Source organism: Streptomyces sp. NPDC052012 (assembly GCF_040689265.1).
Classification (GTDB): Bacteria; Actinomycetota; Actinomycetes; order Streptomycetales; family Streptomycetaceae; genus Streptomyces.
Window position 1 is genome coordinate 59,332 of the sequence record NZ_JBFAXA010000014.1, and the last position, 19,638, is coordinate 78,969.

16 protein-coding genes are annotated in these 19,638 nt (G+C 71.4%); 13 read left to right on the top strand and 3 right to left on the bottom strand.

Features of this window, described 5'->3' with window-relative positions; translation table 11 throughout:
• The first annotated feature begins 132 nt into the window (after nt 1-132).
• The 8 genes from AB0412_RS22195 to AB0412_RS22230 are packed head-to-tail and all read left to right on the top strand — an operon-like array spanning nt 133 to nt 10,321.
• Complete coding sequence (locus AB0412_RS22195) at nt 133-1,197, top strand: glycosyltransferase family 2 protein (RefSeq protein WP_366404304.1); 1,065 nt, start codon at nt 133-135, stop codon at nt 1,195-1,197.
• A 1-nt stretch (nt 1,198) separates the two neighbouring features.
• Nucleotides 1,199-1,645, top strand: coding sequence for a hypothetical protein (locus AB0412_RS22200; RefSeq protein WP_366404305.1), 447 nt, complete (start codon nt 1,199-1,201; stop codon nt 1,643-1,645).
• Nucleotides 1,646-1,701: 56 nt separating this feature from the next.
• Nucleotides 1,702-2,799: a glycosyltransferase family 4 protein gene (locus AB0412_RS22205; protein ID WP_366404306.1), complete on the top strand. Its 1,098-nt coding sequence runs from the start codon at nt 1,702-1,704 to the stop codon at nt 2,797-2,799.
• A 14-nt stretch (nt 2,800-2,813) separates the two neighbouring features.
• Complete coding sequence (locus AB0412_RS22210; RefSeq protein ID WP_366404307.1) at nt 2,814-5,192, top strand: DUF2206 domain-containing protein; 2,379 nt, start codon at nt 2,814-2,816, stop codon at nt 5,190-5,192.
• Nucleotides 5,189-6,355, top strand: a complete 1,167-nt coding sequence (locus AB0412_RS22215) for a glycosyltransferase family 4 protein (protein WP_366404308.1) — start codon at nt 5,189-5,191, stop codon at nt 6,353-6,355. The genes AB0412_RS22210 and AB0412_RS22215 overlap by 4 nt, the downstream gene beginning before the upstream one ends.
• The gene (locus tag AB0412_RS22220) at nt 6,352-7,944 is read left to right on the top strand and encodes an oligosaccharide flippase family protein (RefSeq protein WP_366404309.1); all 1,593 of its coding nucleotides are present in this window, start codon (nt 6,352-6,354) and stop codon (nt 7,942-7,944) included. Before AB0412_RS22215 ends, AB0412_RS22220 begins: the two co-directional genes overlap by 4 nt.
• A gap of 5 nt (nt 7,945-7,949) precedes the next feature.
• On the top strand, nt 7,950-9,185 hold the full coding sequence (locus AB0412_RS22225) for a polysaccharide pyruvyl transferase family protein (protein ID WP_366404377.1): 1,236 nt from the start codon (nt 7,950-7,952) through the stop codon (nt 9,183-9,185).
• Entirely contained in the window at nt 9,182-10,321 is a 1,140-nt protein-coding gene (locus AB0412_RS22230) for a glycosyltransferase (protein WP_366404310.1), read from the top strand. Before AB0412_RS22225 ends, AB0412_RS22230 begins: the two co-directional genes overlap by 4 nt.
• A 72-nt stretch (nt 10,322-10,393) precedes the next feature.
• Here AB0412_RS22230 and AB0412_RS22235 read toward each other — a convergent pair whose 3' ends face one another.
• The gene (locus tag AB0412_RS22235; protein WP_366404311.1) at nt 10,394-11,671 is read right to left on the bottom strand and encodes a cellulase family glycosylhydrolase; all 1,278 of its coding nucleotides are present in this window, start codon (nt 11,669-11,671) and stop codon (nt 10,394-10,396) included.
• Between the two features lie 147 nt (nt 11,672-11,818).
• Here AB0412_RS22235 and AB0412_RS22240 point away from each other — a divergent pair, with 147 nt between their 5' ends.
• From AB0412_RS22240 to tuf, 5 genes are all read left to right on the top strand, one after another.
• Nucleotides 11,819-12,361 (top strand): DUF1707 and DUF4190 domain-containing protein, encoded by a 543-nt coding sequence (locus AB0412_RS22240; protein WP_366404312.1) that lies wholly within the window; start codon nt 11,819-11,821, stop codon nt 12,359-12,361.
• A gap of 356 nt (nt 12,362-12,717) precedes the next feature.
• The gene (gene rpsL, locus AB0412_RS22245) at nt 12,718-13,089 is read left to right on the top strand and encodes a 30S ribosomal protein S12 (protein WP_003948652.1); all 372 of its coding nucleotides are present in this window, start codon (nt 12,718-12,720) and stop codon (nt 13,087-13,089) included.
• A gap of 2 nt (nt 13,090-13,091) precedes the next feature.
• Entirely contained in the window at nt 13,092-13,562 is a 471-nt protein-coding gene (gene rpsG, locus AB0412_RS22250) for a 30S ribosomal protein S7 (protein ID WP_003998848.1), read from the top strand.
• A gap of 39 nt (nt 13,563-13,601) precedes the next feature.
• Nucleotides 13,602-15,728, top strand: a complete 2,127-nt coding sequence (fusA, locus tag AB0412_RS22255; RefSeq protein ID WP_366404313.1) for an elongation factor G — start codon at nt 13,602-13,604, stop codon at nt 15,726-15,728.
• 154 nt (nt 15,729-15,882) lie between these two features.
• Nucleotides 15,883-17,076, top strand: coding sequence for an elongation factor Tu (gene tuf / locus AB0412_RS22260; protein WP_366404314.1), 1,194 nt, complete (start codon nt 15,883-15,885; stop codon nt 17,074-17,076).
• Between the two features lie 89 nt (nt 17,077-17,165).
• On the opposite strand, the gene AB0412_RS22265 is transcribed toward tuf, so the two are convergent.
• Together AB0412_RS22265 and AB0412_RS22270 are read right to left on the bottom strand one after the other, a co-directional pair.
• The gene (locus AB0412_RS22265) at nt 17,166-18,536 is read right to left on the bottom strand and encodes an alpha-lytic protease prodomain-containing protein (protein ID WP_366404315.1); all 1,371 of its coding nucleotides are present in this window, start codon (nt 18,534-18,536) and stop codon (nt 17,166-17,168) included.
• Nucleotides 18,537-18,627: 91 nt separating this feature from the next.
• Nucleotides 18,628-19,581, bottom strand: a complete 954-nt coding sequence (locus tag AB0412_RS22270) for a LysR family transcriptional regulator (protein ID WP_366404316.1) — start codon at nt 19,579-19,581, stop codon at nt 18,628-18,630.
• Between the last annotated feature and the right edge of the window lie 57 nt (nt 19,582-19,638).

Consider the following 19,638-nt stretch of genomic DNA (forward strand, 5'->3'; position numbering starts at 1 on the left):
GCTGTCCTGGGCACGGAGGGGAGGCCGGCACCCGAAGGTGCGGGCCGATAGGTGTCACCAGGAGCGGGCGAGGGGGCCCGTGGTCTCTCAGCGATGGCTCCGAGCATCTGTCTGCTCCTGGGGGGAGCTTCCGTGAGATCTCTGTCCATCGTGATCCCTGCGCTGAACGAGGCCGAGAACCTGCCGACGGTGATGGGATCCATCCCGCACGGCGAGCTGGCCGAAGCGGGCTGGAGCGTGGAGGTCATCGTGGTCGACAACGCGTCGACCGACGACACCGCCGCGGTCGCCCGGAAGCTGGGGGCGACGGTCGTCTCCCAGCCGCTGAGGGGATACGGCAACGCCTACCGCGCCGGTTTCGACGCGGCCACCGGAGAGGTCATCGCCACCGGGGACGCCGACTGCACCTACCCGTTCGACGCCCTGCCCCACCTGCTGCACATCATGGAGGCCCGGGGCGTGGAGTTCATGACCACGAACCGGCTGGGCGTCGAGAACCGGCGGGCCATGAAGCCGTCCCACACGGTCGCCAACCACGCGCTCAGCGCGCTCAGCCGGGCCCTGTTCCGCAACGGGCTGCGGGACTCGCAGTCCGGCATGTGGATCTTCCAGCGCCATGTCTGGCAGGCGATCGAGGTCCGGTCCCCGGGAATGGCCTTCTCGCAGGAGATCAAGAACGCGGCGACCCGGTCCGGGTTCCGCTGCCTCGAGGTGCCCATCGAGTACCGGGTCCGCGGCGGCGAGGTCAAGCTGAACGCCCTGCCCGACGGAGTCGCCAACCTGCGCCAGCTGTTCGAGCACAAGCTCCGCGACAACCGCTTCCGCACCACTCCGGCGCGGATGGTCCCGCTGGCCGAGATGGCGCGGGCCAACGCGGCGGCGGAGCGCGCGGCGCAGGCCGCTGAGCGGGCCGCGGGGCTGGTCCAGGAGCTGGCCCGCGGCCAGGCGCTGCCGTCCGTGCCGGCTCAGCCCACACAGCCCGGTCAGTCCGTGCTTCCGTCGCCGCGCAAGAACGACGACGCCCCGTTCGAGGACGCCGTGTTCGGCGACTCGCCGGTGCCGGCGGGTTCACGCCCCTCCGAGGGCCCTGCGCGCGACGCACGGGACGAGTCCTCGGTGCTGGCCGGCTCCCGTAAGAGCGACGACTCCCCGCTGGGCTTCGACATCGACGACGAGTCCTCGTTCGAGATGGCGTGAGATGAGCAGCCGCACACGGCGCAGGAACGGGCCGGCACGGCAGGCGGCCGGCTGGCTCGTCACCGCCGTAGCCGTGCTCGGCCTGTCCGGCGCGGCCTGGGCCGTGCCGGAGGTGCGGGAGGTGCTCCGGGACTCGTTCACGGAGCGTGAGCCCGCGTACATCGAGATGTACCTCGCCAAGGACCCGTTCTACGACGGTGCGGAACTGGTGGTGCCGGTGCAGCTCACCGAGCACGGCCCGTCGGGCGGCCGGCACCCGGTCAAGGCCTGGGTGGAGGACGCCGACGGCAAGCGGCTGGCCACCGGGACGAAGACCGTCACCACCAAGCCGGGCGCCCGGATCGCCGCCGACGTCCGGCTGCGGATCAAGGGCAGCAAGGGCGACGCGGACCTGGTCGAGGTGTCTCTGCCCGGACACCCGCACCGGCTCCAGGTCCATCTGCGGTGACCGGTTTATCCGGGCCACCGTCCGAGCGAGCAACACCGGCCTCAACGGAAAGTTCCATGCGACGCACCATCGTGCAGATCACCCCGTACTACCCGCCGCACCTGGGCGGGCTCGAGCGCGTCGTCTCGAACCTCGCGCAGCGGCTGGCCGACCGGCACGACGTGCGCGTCCTGACCACCGCGCTGGGCTCCGGCGACGCACCGCGCACCGCCCGCGAGGACGGCGTCGCCGTCCGCCGGCACCGAGCGCTGGAGGTGGCCCACACCGCGGTGGCGCCCGGCCTCGCCCTCGACCTCGCCCGGCTGCCGAAGGACGCGGTGCTGCACCTGCACTGCGCGCACGCCCTGCTGCCGGAGATGGTCGCGGTGGCCGCGAAGCTGCGCGGCCGCAGGTTCCTGCTCCACTTCCACCTGGATGTGGACGCATCCGGCCGCTTCGGCGCGCTGCTGCCGCTGTACAAGGAACACGTCTTCGGCCGGGTGCTGCGCGCGGCGGCCGGTGTGATCGCGCTGACGCGGCAGCAGGCCGACTTCCTCACCGGCACCTACGGCGTGTCCGCCGAGCGCGTGCACATCGTGCCCAACGGGGTCGGTGAGCAGTACTTCATGCCGCCCCGCGAGGCCGTCCCCGGCCGCCCGCCGCAGCTGCTGTTCGTGGGCCGGCTCCAGGCGCAGAAGAACGTGGCCCGGCTGCTGGACGCGATGAGCCTGGTGCGCGGCGAGGTACGGCTGAAGATCGTCGGCGACGGCGAGCTGCGTCCCGAGCTCGAGGCCCGGGCCGCCCGCCTGGGCCTTGAGAACGTGGAGTTCGCGGGCGGGCTGCTCGGCGACGACCTGGTCAAGGCGTACGCCGAGGCCGACGCCTTCGTGATCGCCTCCGACAAGGAGGGCATGCCGCTGGTCGTGCTGGAGGCGATGGCCGCCGCGCTGCCGCTGATCGGCACGGACGTCCCCGGCACCCGCGAGCTGATCGACGGCACCGGTGTGCTGGCCGCGCCCGAGCCGGACGCGCTGGCCCGGGTGATCGACGCGGTCGCCGCCGACCCGGCCCGCCGGACCCGGCTGTCGGCGGCCAGTGCGGAGCGCTCCCGGAACTACTCGTGGGACACCGTCGCCCGCCTGGTCGAGGACGTCTATGTCAGGGCAGGCCTGTGACGACGAAGGAAACCATGTCGCTGCGTGTCCGGCGGCCCGCCCCCCGCCCGCCGGCCGACCGGCGGGCGGAACCGCCCGCCCGGCCGAACCGCTCGGCCGGGCGTCGGCCGTTGCTCAGCCGCCGCTTCGCCGTCCTGCTCAGCCTCGCCCCGGCGAGCATCGTCCAGCTGCTGCCCGACCCGCCCGCCGTGCCGCAGACCCTGGCGGGCCTGTGGCTTCTGTTCGGCGCGCCGATCCTGCTGTGGCGGGGCATCGCCTGGCGGATCGTGACCACCGGGACCGCCGCCTGGCTGCTGTCGGTCGGCTTCACCGTGGTGACGGACATCGTGGTGGCGCTGACCGTGAACACCGCGCTGCCGCTGGCCGGTGTGGAGCGCCCGCTCACCCGACTGATCCTGACGATCGCCATGGCGGTCACCCTGGTGCTGCTCGGCGCGATCGCGCCCGAGGTGCGCCGCCCGCCCGGCGGACCGCGGCGCGGCCGGGTACGCGGGCTGAGACCGGTGGCGGGCCTCGGGGCACTCGCCCTCGTGCTGTCGGTGGCCGGGCCGATCCGGCTGAACAACGGTTTCAGCGGCACCGTCAGCGTCGTCGCCATGGTCGTCGTGGCTGCGCTGATCGCGCTGCTGCTGCTGCGCCGGGCCCGCTATCCGGTGCCGGTGCTGGAGCTGGGCATCTACTGCGCGTCGGCCGCGCTGCTGCTGCTGACCTCGCTGCGCGGTCAGTTCATCACGGGACACGACATCCAGAAGGAGTTCCTGTACTTCCGGCTCGCCCTCGGCGGCGAGTACTGGGACATCGGCACCTACACCGACCCCTACAACGCCTGTCTGAGCATCACGCTGCTGCCGGTGAGCGTCTTCCAGCTCACCGCGCTCCCGGACACCGTGATCTTCAAGGTCGTCCTGCCGCTGCTGTTCGCCTTCACCCCGGTCCTGGTGCACCGGGCGGTGCGCAATGTGGCGCCCCGGGTGGTCGCGCTGATGTCCGCGGTGTACTTCATCGTCTTCCCGACCTTCTTCACGGACATGCCGTACCTCGGCCGGCAGGAGATCGCCTTCCTGCTGCTGGGCTGCGCCATGGTGGTGCTCACGGACTCGCGCGGGCCGCTGCCGCTGCGCCGGATCGTCTTCGTGATCCTGCTCGGCGGCATCGTGCTGTCCCACTACTCCACGACCTACGTCGTCGTCGGCACCCTCGCGGCGTCCTTCGTCCTGGACAAGATCTGGCGACTGGTGTCCCGCCGCGGGCGCACCCGGCTGCGGCGGCGGCGCCGTGAGGACCGGATGCTGTCGTTCCTGACGTGGTGGGTGGTGGCCGTACCCGCCGTGCTCGCGCTGGTGTGGTCGGGGCCGCTGACCCACACCGGCGGCCAGGTCGAGCGCACCCTGAGCGCGGTCGCGGCGGCCGTGGTCGGCGGCGACGCGGAGTCCGGGTCCTCCGACACGGCCTACAGCATCTTCGGCGGAGCGAAGACCTCCGCCGAGGAGCGCATGAAGGACTACAAGGAGGAGCTGCTCGAGGCGAGCGCGAGCGAGCGCGGTGAGGGCGGCGACTACCTGCCGCTGAAGCAGGTGAACGCGCAGGCGACGCCGGTCGTCGACGTGCCCACGATGGAGCTCACCGAGCTGGGCGAGGCCCTCGACACCTTCGGCATCAGCGTTCCCGGCCTCAACGGGGCGCTGCGCCAGGGCGCCGCCCTGTTCTTCCAGATCATGGCGATGGCCGGGTTCGCGGTGGCGCTGTGGGCACGCCGCTCGACCTTCCGCCCGGTGCGTGACCAGGCCACCATCGCCGCGGGCGCCTGGTGCATGGTCGCCGTGTTCACCCTGATCCCGCAGCTGTCCGTCGACTACAGCCTGCTCCGCGCCTTCCAGCAGGGCCTGTTCTTCTTCGCCCCGTTCCTGGCCACCGCGACCCTGTGGGCGCTGCGCTGGGCCGGCCGCAAGACCGTGCCGCTGGCGTGCGCGCTGCTCGCCGTGCTGCTGCTCGACCTCGCCGGCGTCGTGCCGAAGGCACTCGGCGGCTATCCCGCTCAGGTGCAGTTGTCGAACTCCGGGCAGTACTACGCCATCTACTACCCGCACGCCGAGGAGCGGAAGGCGGCGCTGTGGCTGGACGAGAAGATCGGAGCGCACAAGCAGGGCCTGGTGCAGACCGACCGGTTCACCTACAGCCGGCTCCAGTCGCTGATCACCCACCCGACCCTGGCCGACATCCACCCGGCCGCCCTGCGCACCGACTCCTACGTGCTGCTGGGCACCACACCCGCCCGCACCGGCAAGGTGACGATCTTCTACCGGGGCGACCTCATCACATACGAGTACCCGATGAAGGTCCTGGACTCCAGGGACCTCATCTACAGCAACGGGGGAGCGGTGATCTACCGGTGAGCACCTCACACGGGGCGAGGACGTCGGCGAGGCCGCTGCGCGTCCTGATGGTCTGCCACTACTACCCGCCGCACGTCGGCGGCATCGAGAACGTCGCCCGGAGCGAGGCGATCGGCCTGGCCCGCCAGGGCGCCGACGTCACCGTCGTCACCAGCGCCGGCCGCTCCTCCGTCACCCGCGAGGACGGCGTGCGGGTGGTGCGGGTGGCCGCCTGGAACGGCGCCGAACGCAAGGCCGGTGTGCCCTACCCGTTCTTCTCGCCCGCCCTGCTGCCCGTCGCTCTGCGCTGGGCCCGGCACGCGGACGCGGTGCACATCCACGACTGCCTCTACCTCAGTTCGTGGGCCGCAGGCCTGGCCGCCGGCCTCACCCGCACCCCCTACGTGCTCACCCAGCACGTCGCCGTCGTCGACCACCCCTCCGGCCTGGTCAGAGCCGTGCAGCGGGCGTTCTACGGCGTCGCAGGACGGGCCCTGCTGCGCGGCGCCCGCGCGGTGTTCACCCTGAACGCCACGGTCGCCGACTTCGTCCGCTCCCACGGCGCCCGCCCCGACCGCGCCCGGCACCTCGCCAACGGCGTCGACACCGAGCTGTTCCGCCCGGCGGCCGACGACGGCGAGCGGCAGCTGGCGCGCAAGCGGCTCGGCCTGCCCGAGGACCGGGTCCTGGTGCTGTTCGTCGGCCGGCTCGTGCCCAAGAAGGGCTACGACCTGCTGCTCGCCGCGCACACCCCCGACGCCGGGTACGACCTGGTGTTCGCCGGGGACGGCGACGCCGGCGCGCTCGCCGGGCGCGAGGGCGTGCACCACATCGGCGCGCTGCCCCCGGAGCGGGTCGCCGAGGCCTACCGGGCCTGCGACGTCTTCGCGCTGCCGTCCACCGCCGAGGGCTTCCCGCTCACCGTCCAGGAGGCGATGGCCTCCGGCCTGCCCGTGGTCACCACCGACGACCCCGGCTACGCCCCCTACGCCCTGGACCGCGAGCTGGTCGCCCTGCTGCCCCGCGAGGTCCCGGCCATCGCCGCGGAGCTGCGCGCGCTGGCCGCCGACCCGGAGCGCCGGGCCCGGATGGCGGCGTACTCACGGGCGTACGCCGAAGGGGACTTCGCCTGGGACGAGCATGTGCGCACCCTGATGAGGCACTACGGCGGCGAGCGGCCATGACCGGCTCCACGGTCCCCGGGGCGGCCACGGGCAGGCGCCGGCACGCACGGCCGCGGGACCGGATCTACCGCAGCTCCTTCTTCCTGCTCGCCTCCACGGTGGTCACCGCCGGCCTGAGCTTTCTGTTCTGGGTGGTCGTGGCCCGCTTCTACAGCCCCGCTCAGGTCGGCCTCGCCACCTCGCTGATCTCCGCCACCACCCTGCTGGCCACGCTCAGCCTGTTCGGCCTCAACAGCACCCTGATCCGCTTCCCGGCCCCCGAAGAGTCCCGTAACGCGCAGGTCAGCCAGGCGCTGCTGGCGGTCGCGGGCATCGGCTTCGTGGCGGGGGCGCTCTATCTGGCGGGGCTGCCGCTGTACGGCGCCAAGCTGATGTTCGTCCGGGACGACTGGGTCTCGGCGGCCTGCTTCACGGCCTTCTGCGCCTGCGCCGCGGTGACCCTGCTGATCAAGTCGGTGTTCACCGGCGCCCGCGTGCCCGAGTACAACGTGCTCATCGACGGCCTCACCCAGGGCGCCGCCAAGCTCGCCGTCCCGGCCGCCCTCACCGGCCTCGGCGTCTTCGGCATCGTCGCCTCGGCCGGGGTGGGCTTCGCGGTGACCGTGCTGGTCGCCGTGGTGGTCATGGTGCGCCGGCTGGACTTCCGGATCGACGTGCGCACCCGCGGCACCCGGCTGCGGGAGAAGTTCCGCTTCTCCGCCGCCAGCTACATCTCCAGCCTGATCAACCTGGCGCCGATCCTCGCCACCCCACTGATCGTGCTGCACCACCTCGGCGCCGCCGCCACCGGCTACTACTTCGTCGCCTTCCAGATCGCCGCCATGCTGAACTCGGTCTCCACCGCCGTCGGCGAGGCCGTCTTCGCGGAGGTCTCGCACGAGGAGTCCCGGTTCCGCGAGCTGATGCTGCGCTCGGCCCGGATCATCGCCGTCGTGCAGGTCCCGGCGGCGCTCGTCGTCGTCCTCGGCGGCGGACTGCTGCTGCACATGTTCGGCGGTTCCTACGCCGAGCACGCGCGCCCCCTGCTGACCGTGCTGGCCATCGCCGCCCTGCCGGTCGCCCTGAACACCTGGGCGTGTTTCGCCCTGAAGCTCGCCCAGCGGATGCGGCACCTCATCGCCGCCAACACGATCATGGCGGGCCTCAGCATCGGACTGGGCTCGGCGTGGGCCGACAACGGACTCGTCTGGCTCGGCTACTCCTGGGCCGCGGGCAACGCCGTCGCGGGCGTCTTCGCGACGGTGAGCCTGCTGCGCACCCGGCCCCGCCGGACCCCCGAACCGACGGCCGAACCGGCCGCCCCCGACGAGCCGGCCGAGGCCCACCCGCACGCCTACCCGGACCACGAGGTCTACCCGCCGCGCTACTACGACCCGTTCCACGACCCGTACGTCGAGCCCTACGTCGACCCGAACACCTACGGCGGCCTGTACGGCACGCCGTACGCCGACCCGGACGCCGCCCACGGGGGCGCTCCGTACCCCGGCCAGTACACCGAGCCGTACCCCGGCGCCGCGTATCCCCCCACCACGTATCCCCCCGCCGAATACACCTCACCAGCCGTTCCTTCCGAGAGGCCCACCCGTTGAAGATCGTGGTGATCAACGCGTACGTCCGTGAGAACGCGGGCGACGCCGCCCTGCTCTCCGTCTGTCTGCGCCATGTCCGGGAGGCATTCCCGGACGGCGAGATCCTGATCGCCGGCATGGAGGACGCGGCTGTCCATCCCACGTTCGAAGGCGCGCGGAACATCGGGTCGATCCGGCGGTACGTCGCCGACGGCACCGTCTCGCTGCCCCGCCGGCTGCTGCGCAAGGCGGTCGTCGGCGCCGCGAGCGGCCTCGCCACGCTGCTGCCGCGCCCGCTCGCCCGCGTGGTGCTGCGCGCCCTGCCCGCCGAGGCCCGCCGCGAGGCCGACGCCGTGATGAGCGCCGACCTGGTCGTCTCCAACGGCGGCGGCTACGTGCTGGCCCGCCCGGGCCTGGACGGCCACCAGAACGTCTACTTCGTGCTGCTCCCGGCGATGCTCGCGCAGAAGGCGAACGTGCCGGTCGTATGGGCGCCGGAATCCTTCGGCCCCTTCCCGTCCGGCCTCCAGCGCAAGCTGGTCGGCAAGGTCCTGCGCCGCTCCGCGGCCGTCCTGGCCCGCGAGAACGTCAGCGTGACCGAGCTGCGGTCCTGCGGCATCCCCGACCAGCGGATCGAACGCGCGGTCGACTCCGGCTTCGCCTTCGCCCCCGAGAAGCGCACCGACTGGCGCGCCCGCCTCGGCGTCGGCCCCGCCGACCGGCTCGTCGGCATCACCGCCCGCCGCTGGCTCGCCCCCGCCGCCCAGGAGCGCTATGAGCGCGAACTGGCCCGCACCATCGACGCCGTCCAGGCCACCGGTGCCCGCGCGGTCCTCATCCCGCAGGTCAGCACCGACTATCTCGGCGACGACGACCGCATCGTCGAGCGCCGCATCAGGGACTACTGCACCAGCGGCCCGCTGATGATCGACGAGGTCGTCGACTATCGCGACCTCAAGGGCATCTACGACGAGTGCTCGCTGCTCATCGGGACCCGCTTCCACTCCGTGATCTTCTCGCTGACCAGCTACGTCCCGTGCGTGGCCATCGAGTACGAGCACAAGACCGGCGGCATCATGGCCGACCTCCGGCTCGGTGACTGGGTCGTGCCGATCGCCGAGGTCACCCACGACAAGCTGTGGGCGCTGGTCGAACCGCTGCTGAAGGACCCGGCCCCCTACCGGGCGATCCTGGACGCCAACCTGCCCGGGTACATCGCCCGCGCCGAGTCGCTGCCCGCCCGCCTGCGGGAGGCCGTGTGACCCGCCGTCCGCGCACGGTGGCCGTCGTCGCCCCGTACTACCCGCCCAAGATCGGCGGCGTGGAGCAGTACGCCGCCCGGGTCGCACGGGCCGTCGCCGACGCCCCCGATCTGCGGGCCGTCGTGATCACCACCCGCGCCGACGGCCTGCGCACCACGGTGACCACCGAGAACGGCGTCCCCGTCGTCCGGCTCGGCGCCTGGCTGAGACTGTCCAACACCCCGCTCAGCCCGTTGTGGCCGCTGCAACTGCGCCGCTGGCTGCGCAAGGCCCGCGTGGACGTCGTCAACGCGCACGCGCCCGTGCCCGGCCTCGGCGACCTCGCCGTCGCCGTGGCCGGACGCCGCCCTGCCGTCCTCACCTACCACGCCGGCTCCATGCACAAGGGGGAGCCCGGCAGCGGCGCCGCCGACCGCCTGATCGGCGTGTACGAGCGGGCCGTCCTGCCCCGTGTCTTCGCCCGCGCCCGCCGGCTGGTGGCTGTCTCCCCGGTGTCCCTCGCCGCCGGACGCGGACACGCCGTCTCCATCAGCCCCGGCGTCGACACCGAGCGGTTCACACCAGGAGAGCCGGCCTCGCGGCGGCCCCGGACCGTCGTCTACGTCGGCCGCATGGACCGCTCCTCCGCCTGGAAGGGCGTCGACGTGCTGGTGCGCGCCTTCGCTCAGCTCGCCCCCGACCTCCCCGAGGCCCGGCTGAAGCTGGTCGGGGACGGGGACGCGCTGCCGGATCTCCTGGCCCTCGCCGGGCAACTGGGCATCGGCGACCGGGTGACGGCGACCGGCGCGCTGAGCGGCGACGCGCTCGCCGAGGCCGTGCGCACCGCGGCCGTCCTCTCGCTGCCGTCGCTGACCGAGGCCGAGTCCTTCGGCATGACCCTGGTCGAGGGCATGGCCTGCGCGACGCCGGTGGTGGGCTCGGCCGTCGGCGGCATCCCGCACGTCGTCGACGACGGCGAGACCGGATTCCTGGTGCCGCCCGGCGACCCCGCCGCTCTGGCCGCGGCCTGCGCCAAGCTGCTCACCGACGGCGACCTCGCGGACCGCATGGGCGCCGCCGGGCGGCGCACGGCCGAGGAGCGCTACGCCTGGCCGGCTCTGACCGACCGCTATCTGGAACTGTTCCGCACGCTGTGAGCCCGGTGCCAACGGACGACGCCCCCGGCTCCTGAGCGGAGCCGGGGGCGTCAGCCGGGAGGAGGCCAGGCGTCAGTCCTGCCCGTGCTCCTTCTGGTAGCCGTCGATGGCCTGCCGGTACGCGTCGAAGGCCGGCTTGCGCCGGCCGTCGTAGTAGGTCAGGCCGTAGTGCTTCGCCTTGCGGCTCTGCGCGGTCTGCGGTTCCACGTCCTTGTACGAGAACCAGAAGAGCACGTCCACCGAGGGCTTCGCCGCGGCGGCGGCCACGGTGTCCGTGGCGATCTCCGCCTGGAGCCGCGGGGTGACGTGCGCGGCCTTGTGGTCCTCCGGCCGGTCCGCGGCCCGGCCGGTGGACCAGGTCGGCGCCCCCGTCTCGGTCAGCCACACCGGCATGTCCGGCTTGCCGTACCTCTTCAGGATGGCGACCAGGCTGTCGTGGGACTGGTCGATGTCCTGGTACGTGGTGCCGGTGGCCGTCTCCATGCTGGGCAGGAGCGGATAGGTGTAGGGGTGGTACGAGATGGCGTCGACGTGCTCGAGCGAGCCCAGCCGGCCCAGCTCGTCGAGGTACGTCTGGTGCGAGACGTACCGCTGGGACGGGATGGTCTCCACCGCGGCGAGACCGCCCAGCACGAGATAGGCGTCGGGGTCGGTGCCGCGGATGGCGTCGGCCGTCTCGGCGAGCAGCCTGGCGTACCGCTCGGCGTCCGGGCCGGGCTTCCAGAAGTGGCTGATGTTCGGCTCGTTCCAGATCTCCCAGGTGTGCACCCCCTTGGGCGCGTACCGCTCGGCGGCCAGGCGCGCGAACCCGGCGAACTGGCCGCTGTCGGCCGGCGGGCAGGTCTGACTGGTGCTGCCGCAGTCGGGACCGGCGGCCCAGCGGGGGGTGTAGGAGATGGTCGGGAGGACCTCGAAGTCCCGGTCGCGCGCCGCGTCCACCACGCGGTCGAAGCGCCCCCACAGGTACTGCCCCGGGTTGTCGGGCTGGATGTTCCGCCACGACAGGTCCACCCGCAGCCACCGCACGCCCAGTTCCTCGGCGTCGTCCATCGCCCGGGTCAGTTCCTGGTCCGTCATCCAGGTCAGCGTGTCGCCGAAGGACAGGCCGAACCTCAGGTCACGGGTGCGGGCGCCGGCCGGGGCGTCCGCGCCCGACGCGCGGGCGCCGACGCCCTCCTCAGGGGTGCGCGAGGGGGAACCGGCGCCGGTCAGCGCGATCACGGCGGCGACGGACCCGCCGAGCACGGCGAGGGACACGAGCGCACCGAGGAGCCGTCGCCTGACCCCGGACCGCTTCCTGTCCGGGGAGCGCCGGCCGGGGGACGCGGGGTGTATGGGCTGGTGAGACACGAGCGCAGCCTAGTTGCGCGTCGAGCGTTGTGGAGAAAACGTGACTCAGTGGTGATCAAGCGCGGAGGGGCGGTCTCGCCGAACGCGTGCCGGACATGCCGGTCGGGGCGCATCATGGAGTCACTCCGCTCCTCCGGGAGGTGCTCCGTGTCGCAGCCGCCGTATCCGTCGTGGCAGCCCTGGCAGCAGGGGCCCGGTGTGCCGCAGCCCTGGCAGGGTGGGCCGTCGATGCTCGCCTCGCACGCCGACCGGGAGCGGGCCGTGGATGTGCTCAGGGCCGGGTTCGGCGAGGGGCGCATGGAGCAGCAGGAGTTCGAGCGGCGGGTCGCGCGGGCGTATGCCGCCCGTACGGTGGGGGAGCTGGCGCTGCTGGTGGCCGATCTGCCGCAGGGGCCCGCACCGCACCCCGTGGCGCAGCCCGTGCCGGCGGCGTTCCTGCCGGCGCCCCGGCCCCGGGTGAACGGCAAGGCGGTCGCCTCGGCCGTGTGCGGAGGGCTGTGCCTGGTCACCTTCGGGCTGACCGGCATCCCCGCGGTGGTCCTCGGGCATGCCGCGCGGGCCGAGATGGCGCGCACCGGCGAGGAGGGTGACGCGCTCGCGCTGACCGGGCTGGCGCTCGGCTGGCTGTCGAACGCGGCGTGGGCGGTCCTGCTGACCCTGTCGTTCGTCCTGGCGCTCGCCTCCGTCTGACCACAGCCGGGGACGGCGTCCTACGATGGACAAACCACCTGGAACGCCCCCGGACCGCAGATTCGAAGATCGTCTACGGCGCTGGGGCTTGACATGTTTCTCGCAGCCCTGCGGGCGCCGCCCATTTGTTTTGACCGCAGCGAATGCGATAGGTACGCTCAGACCTTGTGCCTGGGGTGTGCCCTGGCCTTCGTGCGTGCCATCACAACCGCACCGGAGGCCGATAAACGGCCACCGCAATCTGCGCTTCTTTCTGCCTCGCGGCGGAGGTCCGCACGATTCGACACACCCGACCGCGTGGGTCGGCGACGTTCCAGGTTAGCTGTACCCATCGGCACACAGAAACCGGAGAAGTAGTGCCTACGATCCAGCAGCTGGTCCGCAAGGGCCGGCAGGACAAGGTCGAGAAGAACAAGACGCCCGCACTCGAGGGTTCCCCTCAGCGTCGTGGCGTCTGCACGCGTGTGTTCACGACCACTCCGAAGAAGCCGAACTCGGCCCTCCGTAAGGTCGCGCGTGTGCGTCTGACCAGCGGCATCGAGGTCACGGCTTACATTCCGGGTGAGGGACACAACTTGCAGGAGCACTCCATCGTGCTCGTGCGCGGCGGCCGTGTGAAGGACCTGCCGGGTGTTCGCTACAAGATCATCCGCGGCTCCCTCGACACCCAGGGTGTCAAGAACCGCAAGCAGGCCCGCAGCCGTTACGGCGCCAAGAAGGAGAAGTAAGAATGCCTCGTAAGGGCCCCGCCCCGAAGCGTCCGGTCATCATCGACCCGGTCTACGGCTCTCCTCTGGTGACCTCCCTGATCAACAAGGTGCTGCTGAACGGCAAGCGCTCCACCGCCGAGCGCATCGTCTACGGCGCCATGGAGGGCCTGCGCGAGAAGACCGGCAACGACCCGGTCATCACGCTGAAGCGCGCTCTCGAGAACATCAAGCCGACCCTCGAGGTCAAGTCCCGCCGTGTCGGTGGTGCCACCTACCAGGTCCCGGTCGAGGTCAAGCCCGGCCGTGCTAACACCCTGGCGCTGCGCTGGCTCGTCGGTTACTCCCGCGCCCGTCGCGAGAAGACCATGACCGAGCGTCTGCTCAACGAGCTCCTCGACGCCAGCAACGGCCTGGGTGCCGCTGTGAAGAAGCGCGAGGACACGCACAAGATGGCCGAGTCCAACAAGGCCTTCGCGCACTACCGCTGGTAGTCGCAGACCCCATCGAGACCGAGAGAAGACTGAAGCCTTATGGCTACCACTTCGCTTGACCTGGCCAGGGTCCGCAACATCGGGATCATGGCCCACATCGACGCGGGCAAGACGACCACCACCGAGCGGATCCTGTTCTACACCGGCGTTTCGTACAAGATCGGTGAGGTCCACGACGGCGCTGCCACCATGGACTGGATGGAGCAGGAGCAGGAGCGTGGCATCACGATCACCTCTGCTGCCACCACCTGCCACTGGCCGCTGGAAGACGTCGACCACACCATCAACATCATCGACACGCCGGGCCACGTCGACTTCACCGTCGAGGTGGAGCGTTCCCTGCGCGTGCTCGACGGTGCCGTGACGGTGTTCGACGGCGTCGCCGGCGTTGAGCCCCAGTCCGAGACGGTGTGGCGTCAGGCGGACCGCTACGGCGTTCCGCGTATCTGCTTCGTCAACAAGCTCGACCGCACCGGTGCCGAGTTCCACCGCTGCGTCGACATGATCAGCGACCGCCTGGGTGCGCAGCCGCTCGTCATGCAGCTGCCGATCGGTGCCGAGGCCGACTTCAAGGGCGTCGTGGACCTGGTCCGCATGAAGGCGCTCGTGTGGTCCGCCGAGGCCGCCAAGGGCGAGATGTACGACGTCGTCGACATCCCGGCCACGCACACCGAGGCCGCCGAGGAGTGGCGCGGCAAGCTGCTCGAGGCCGTCGCGGAGAACGACGAGGAGCTGATGGAGCTGTACCTCGAGGGCCAGGAGCCCTCCGAGGAGCAGCTGTACGCGGCGATCCGCCGTATCACCATCGCCTCCGGCAAGGGCGGCGGCACCACCGTCACCCCCGTGTTCTGCGGTACCGCGTTCAAGAACAAGGGCGTGCAGCCCCTGCTCGACGCGGTCGTGCGCTACCTCCCCTCCCCGCTCGACGTCGAGGCCATCGAGGGCCACGACCCGAAGGACCCGGAGGAGGTCGTGCGGCGCAAGCCGTCCGACGAGGAGCCGCTCGCGGCGCTGGCGTTCAAGATCATGAGCGACCCGCACCTCGGCAAGCTCACCTTCGTCCGCGTGTACTCCGGCCGTCTGGAGTCCGGCACCCAGGTGCTGAACTCCGTGAAGGGCAAGAAGGAGCGCATCGGCAAGATCTACCGCATGCACGCCAACAAGCGTGAGGAGATCGAGTCGGTGGGCGCCGGCGACATCGTCGCCGTCATGGGCCTGAAGCAGACCACCACCGGTGAGACGCTGTCCGACGACAAGCAGCCGGTGATCCTGGAGTCCATGGACTTCCCGGCGCCGGTCATCCAGGTCGCCATCGAGCCCAAGTCGAAGGGCGACCAGGAGAAGCTCGGCGTCGCGATCCAGCGCCTGGCCGAGGAGGACCCGTCCTTCCAGGTCCACTCGGACGAGGAGACCGGCCAGACCATCATCGGCGGTATGGGCGAGCTGCACCTCGAGGTGCTGGTCGACCGCATGCGCCGTGAGTTCAAGGTCGAGGCCAACGTCGGCAAGCCGCAGGTCGCGTACCGCGAGACCATCCGCAAGTCGGTCGAGAAGGTCGAGTACACCCACAAGAAGCAGACGGGTGGTACCGGCCAGTTCGCCCGCGTCATCATCGCGATCGAGCCGATCGAGGGCGGCGACGCCTCGTACGAGTTCGTCAACAAGGTGACCGGTGGCCGCGTGCCGAAGGAGTACATCCCCTCGGTCGACGCCGGTGCGCAGGAGGCCATGCAGTTCGGCATCCTCGCCGGTTACGAGATGACCGGCGTCCGCGTGACGCTGCTCGACGGTGCCTACCACGAGGTGGACTCCTCCGAGCTCGCGTTCAAGATCGCCGGTTCGCAGGCCTTCAAGGAGGCCGCGCGCAAGGCTTCGCCCGTGCTCCTGGAGCCGATGATGGCCGTCGAGGTCACCACGCCCGAGGACTACATGGGTGACGTCATCGGCGACATCAACTCCCGCCGTGGCCAGATCCAGGCCATGGAGGAGCGGGCCGGTGCCCGCGTCGTGAAGGGCCTCGTGCCCCTGTCGGAGATGTTCGGCTACGTCGGAGACCTCCGCAGCAAGACGTCGGGTCGCGCAAGCTACTCGATGCAGTTCGACTCCTACGCCGAGGTTCCGCGGAACGTCGCCGAGGAGATCATCGCGAAGGCCAAGGGCGAGTAACGGACCCCGTCCGCACGCCGTAGGCTTGACCCCGGAGCCTGCAAGGGGCATTCCGCCACCAACCCGGCGGAATGCCCTGGGCCCGGGTTTCCCAGCAAAGATCACCTGGCGCCGATGAGTAAGGCGTACAGAACCACTCCACAGGAGGACCCCAGTGGCGAAGGCGAAGTTCGAGCGGACTAAGCCGCACGTCAACATCGGCACCATCGGTCACATCGACCACGGTAAGACGACCCTCACGGCCGCCATTACCAAGGTGCTGCACGACAAGTACCCGGACCTGAACGAGGCTTCGGCCTTCGACCAGATCGACAAGGCTCCCGAAGAGCGCCAGCGCGGTATCACCATCTCCATCGCGCACGTCGAGTACCAGACGGAGGCGCGTCACTACGCCCACGTCGACTGCCCGGGTCACGCGGACTACATCAAGAACATGATCACCGGTGCTGCCCAGATGGACGGCGCCATCCTCGTGGTCGCCGCCACCGACGGCCCGATGCCGCAGACCAAGGAGCACGTGCTCCTGGCCCGCCAGGTCGGTGTTCCGTACATCGTGGTCGCCCTGAACAAGGCCGACATGGTGGACGACGAGGAGATCCTGGAGCTCGTCGAGCTCGAGGTGCGCGAGCTCCTCTCCGAGTACGAGTTCCCGGGCGACGACGTCCCGGTCGTCAAGGTCTCGGCGCTGAAGGCGCTCGAGGGCGACAAGGAGTGGGGCGAGTCCGTCCTGGAGCTCATGAACGCCGTCGACACCGCGATTCCGGAGCCGGAGCGCGACGTCGACAAGCCGTTCCTGATGCCGATCGAGGACGTCTTCACCATCACCGGTCGCGGTACGGTCGTCACCGGCCGCATCGAGCGTGGTGTCCTCAAGGTCAACGAGACCGTCGACATCATCGGCATCAAGCCGGAGAAGACCACCACCACGGTCACCGGCATCGAGATGTTCCGCAAGCTGCTCGACGAGGGCCAGGCCGGTGAGAACGTCGGTCTGCTCCTCCGCGGCATCAAGCGCGAGGACGTCGAGCGCGGCCAGGTCATCATCAAGCCGGGCTCGGTCACCCCGCACACCGAGTTCGAGGCCCAGGCCTACATCCTGTCGAAGGACGAGGGTGGCCGCCACACCCCGTTCTTCAACAACTACCGCCCGCAGTTCTACTTCCGTACGACGGACGTGACCGGCGTCGTGACCCTCCCCGAGGGCACCGAGATGGTCATGCCGGGTGACAACACCGAGATGAAGGTGGAGCTCATCCAGCCCGTCGCCATGGAGGAGGGCCTGAAGTTCGCCATCCGTGAGGGTGGCCGGACCGTGGGCGCCGGCCAGGTCACCAAGATCAACAAGTGAGCTTGCTGATCTGACCTGGTAGCTCCTGCTGCGAGCACCACGAAGGGCCCGCACGACCTCGGTCGTGCGGGCCCTTTCGCATGTTCCGCTTATGCGCGCTGCCAGAGCGCCGGGACGTTCGGGGGTTCCCAGCCGGGCTGGGCCTGGTGGGCCTGGAGGCAGCGGTAGGTGGCGCCGCCGTAGGTCACCGTGTCGCCGGGCTGGTAGACCGTGCCGGCCGCCCAGGTGCCGCCTCCCGGGGGCGGGGGCTCCTCGCCGCCGCCGGTGGTCTTCAGCGTCAGGCCGTAGTTCTGGAGCAGCGGATTGATCGGCTGGAAGTACGTCGTGCCGCCGCTGCTGCAGTTGCCCGAGCCGCCCGAGGTGACGCCCTGCGCCTGGCTGCCGGAGATGTACGCGCCGCCCGAGTCGCCGGGCTCGGCGCACACCGAGGTGCGGGTGACGCCGGTGATGGTGCCCTCGGGGTAGGTCACGCTGGTGTTGTGCTGCTGGACCGTGCCGCAGTGCCAGCCGGTCGTGGAGCCCGAGCGGCAGACCGACGCGCCGACCGGGGCCTGCGTCGAGCCCGTGACCTGGACGTTCTGCCCGCCGGCGCCCTTGACGTACGGCGTCGCCGTCCAGTTGGCGTTGGTGGCCACCCACGCCATGTCCCGGCCCGGGAAGACCGAGCCCTGGAAGGTGCCCTGGGCGACCTGGTTGTAACCGCTGGTGGTGGTGCCGGCCCGGCCGCAGTGACCGGCGGTGGCGAAGCCCTGCTGGGTGCCGCGGGTGACCGGGAAGCCGACCGAGCACCGGCCGCCGCTGCCCATGTAGTACGCGTCGCCGCCGCGCAGGTCGTACAGCGCGCGGGGCTGCTCGGCCGACTTCTCGACCCGGGTGAGGGAACGGTCGACGCCTGCCGCGGCCAGCAGGGCGTGCCCCGCCGAGGCCCGCCCGGCCTGGACGACCACCTTGTTGGTGCGGACGTCGACGTACCAGACGGGCACGGCGGTGCTGCCCTTGCGCTGGGCCACCCGGTCCAGGCGGGCCTTGGCCGCGTCCAGCTCGGCCAGGGAGTGGGCGACGACCGCGGCCCGTGCGCCCTGCGCCTCGATGGCCCGCACGTCGCGGGCGTCGGTCGTCGCCACGGTCAGCGTGCCGGACTCGGCGCCGCGAACCCAGGCGCCGGCGAAGTCCGCACCGAGCGCCAGGCGCAGACGGCCCGCCGTGGCCCCTGCCTCGGCCTCGTTCACCAGGCGCCGCTCCGCCTGGGCGCGGTCCACGCCGAGGTCGCGTGCCATCGCTGTGAGCAGTCCGGGCGGGGCCGTGTCCGTGCGGAGGGCGTCTGCGGCGGGGGTGCGGGCGTGGTCCGTGGCGGCCGATCCGGCGCTCGCGGAGCCGCTGAGCCCGGCCACGAGCAGCGCGGCGGTCGCCACGGCGGCGGCGCCCAGGGCCGCCGGGGCTCTGGTGTGTCGATGGAGCATGGGGTGTCTCCTCGGTCTCGGTGGGGTGCGCCGAAACCGTAGGAAGCGGCACGTGACCGCCGTAAGTTGTCAGTCGGCCCCCTGCCGCGTGTTATGGAACCCGCGTCTGCCGGGCGAGCCACTGCGTGTAGCTGTCGCTGCGGGCGGCCACGCTCGCGTGGGCGAGCCGGGCCTGGGCGAGCACGGTGGCCGCGGTGGGCGGCTGCTGCGCCGCCGTGTGCCAGCCCAGCAGATGACGCCAGGCCAGGGGAGTGCCGGCGAGGGGGCGGCTGACGATGCCGGGCGTGGTGGGGAAGGTCGCCCGGCACAGGCCGACCGCGCGACCGACCTGTACGAGGTGGACGAGGGAGGCGGTGTCCGTCTCGTACATGCGGCTCGGCGTGAAACCGGCGCGGGCGCAGGCGGCCGTGAAGCAGTCCCCGAAGCAGCCGTCGCCGGGGACACACGCCCACTCCTCGCCGGCCAGCTCGGTCAGGTCCACCTCGGAGCGCCGGGCGAGCGGATGCGTGTCCGGCAGCATCACGAACACCGGGTCCACGGCGACCTCGCGCCAGGACAGGCCGTCGGCGCCGGGTGGTTCGGCGGAGCCGCAGGTGCCGGCGAGGGCGAAGTCGAGGCGGCCCTCGGTGAGCAGGGTGGCGAGCTCCCGCTCGGACCAGGAGGTGCAGGTGGTGACGCGCGCGTCGGGGACCACGTCCGCCAGCCGGTCGACGAGGGCGCCGAGCAGCGGGCCGTGCGTCCCGCCGAGCCGGAAGCACGCGGTGGTGGTGCGCGGCGTCCGTGCGAAGCGGGCCGCCTCCTGCTGGAGTTCCGTCACCGCGGGCAGCACGATCCGGGTGCGCTCCAGCACCAGCTCGCCCAGCGCGGTCGCCCGCACGCCGTGCCGGCCGCGCTCGAACAGCTCACCCCCCAGGGCGCGTTCGATCCGTTTCAGCTGAGCACTCAGCGCGGGCTGCGCAAGCCCGAGCGCCGTCGCCGCCCTGGTGAGGCTCCCGGCCTCGGCAATCGCCCGGATCGTCTTCAGATGCCGCAACTCGAGCTCCATGAGGGGAGCTTGCGGCGGGGGAGGGGCCAGGGCAAGGGGTTGGTACGGACCTGATGG

Excerpts from the sequence above, each read along its gene's own strand:
- AB0412_RS22200 (WP_366404305.1), top strand. The coding sequence starts at position 1,199 with ATGAGCAGCCGCACACGGCGCAGGAACGGGCCGGCACGGCAGGCGGCC.
- AB0412_RS22205 (WP_366404306.1), top strand. The coding sequence starts at position 1,702 with ATGCGACGCACCATCGTGCAGATCACCCCGTACTACCCGCCGCACCTG.
- AB0412_RS22210 (WP_366404307.1), top strand. The coding sequence starts at position 2,814 with ATGTCGCTGCGTGTCCGGCGGCCCGCCCCCCGCCCGCCGGCCGACCGG.
- AB0412_RS22220 (WP_366404309.1), top strand. The coding sequence starts at position 6,352 with ATGACCGGCTCCACGGTCCCCGGGGCGGCCACGGGCAGGCGCCGGCAC.
- rpsG (WP_003998848.1), top strand. The coding sequence starts at position 13,092 with ATGCCTCGTAAGGGCCCCGCCCCGAAGCGTCCGGTCATCATCGACCCG.
- fusA (WP_366404313.1), top strand. The coding sequence starts at position 13,602 with ATGGCTACCACTTCGCTTGACCTGGCCAGGGTCCGCAACATCGGGATC.
- AB0412_RS22265 (WP_366404315.1), bottom strand. The coding sequence starts at position 18,536 with ATGCTCCATCGACACACCAGAGCCCCGGCGGCCCTGGGCGCCGCCGCC.
- AB0412_RS22270 (WP_366404316.1), bottom strand. The coding sequence starts at position 19,581 with ATGGAGCTCGAGTTGCGGCATCTGAAGACGATCCGGGCGATTGCCGAG.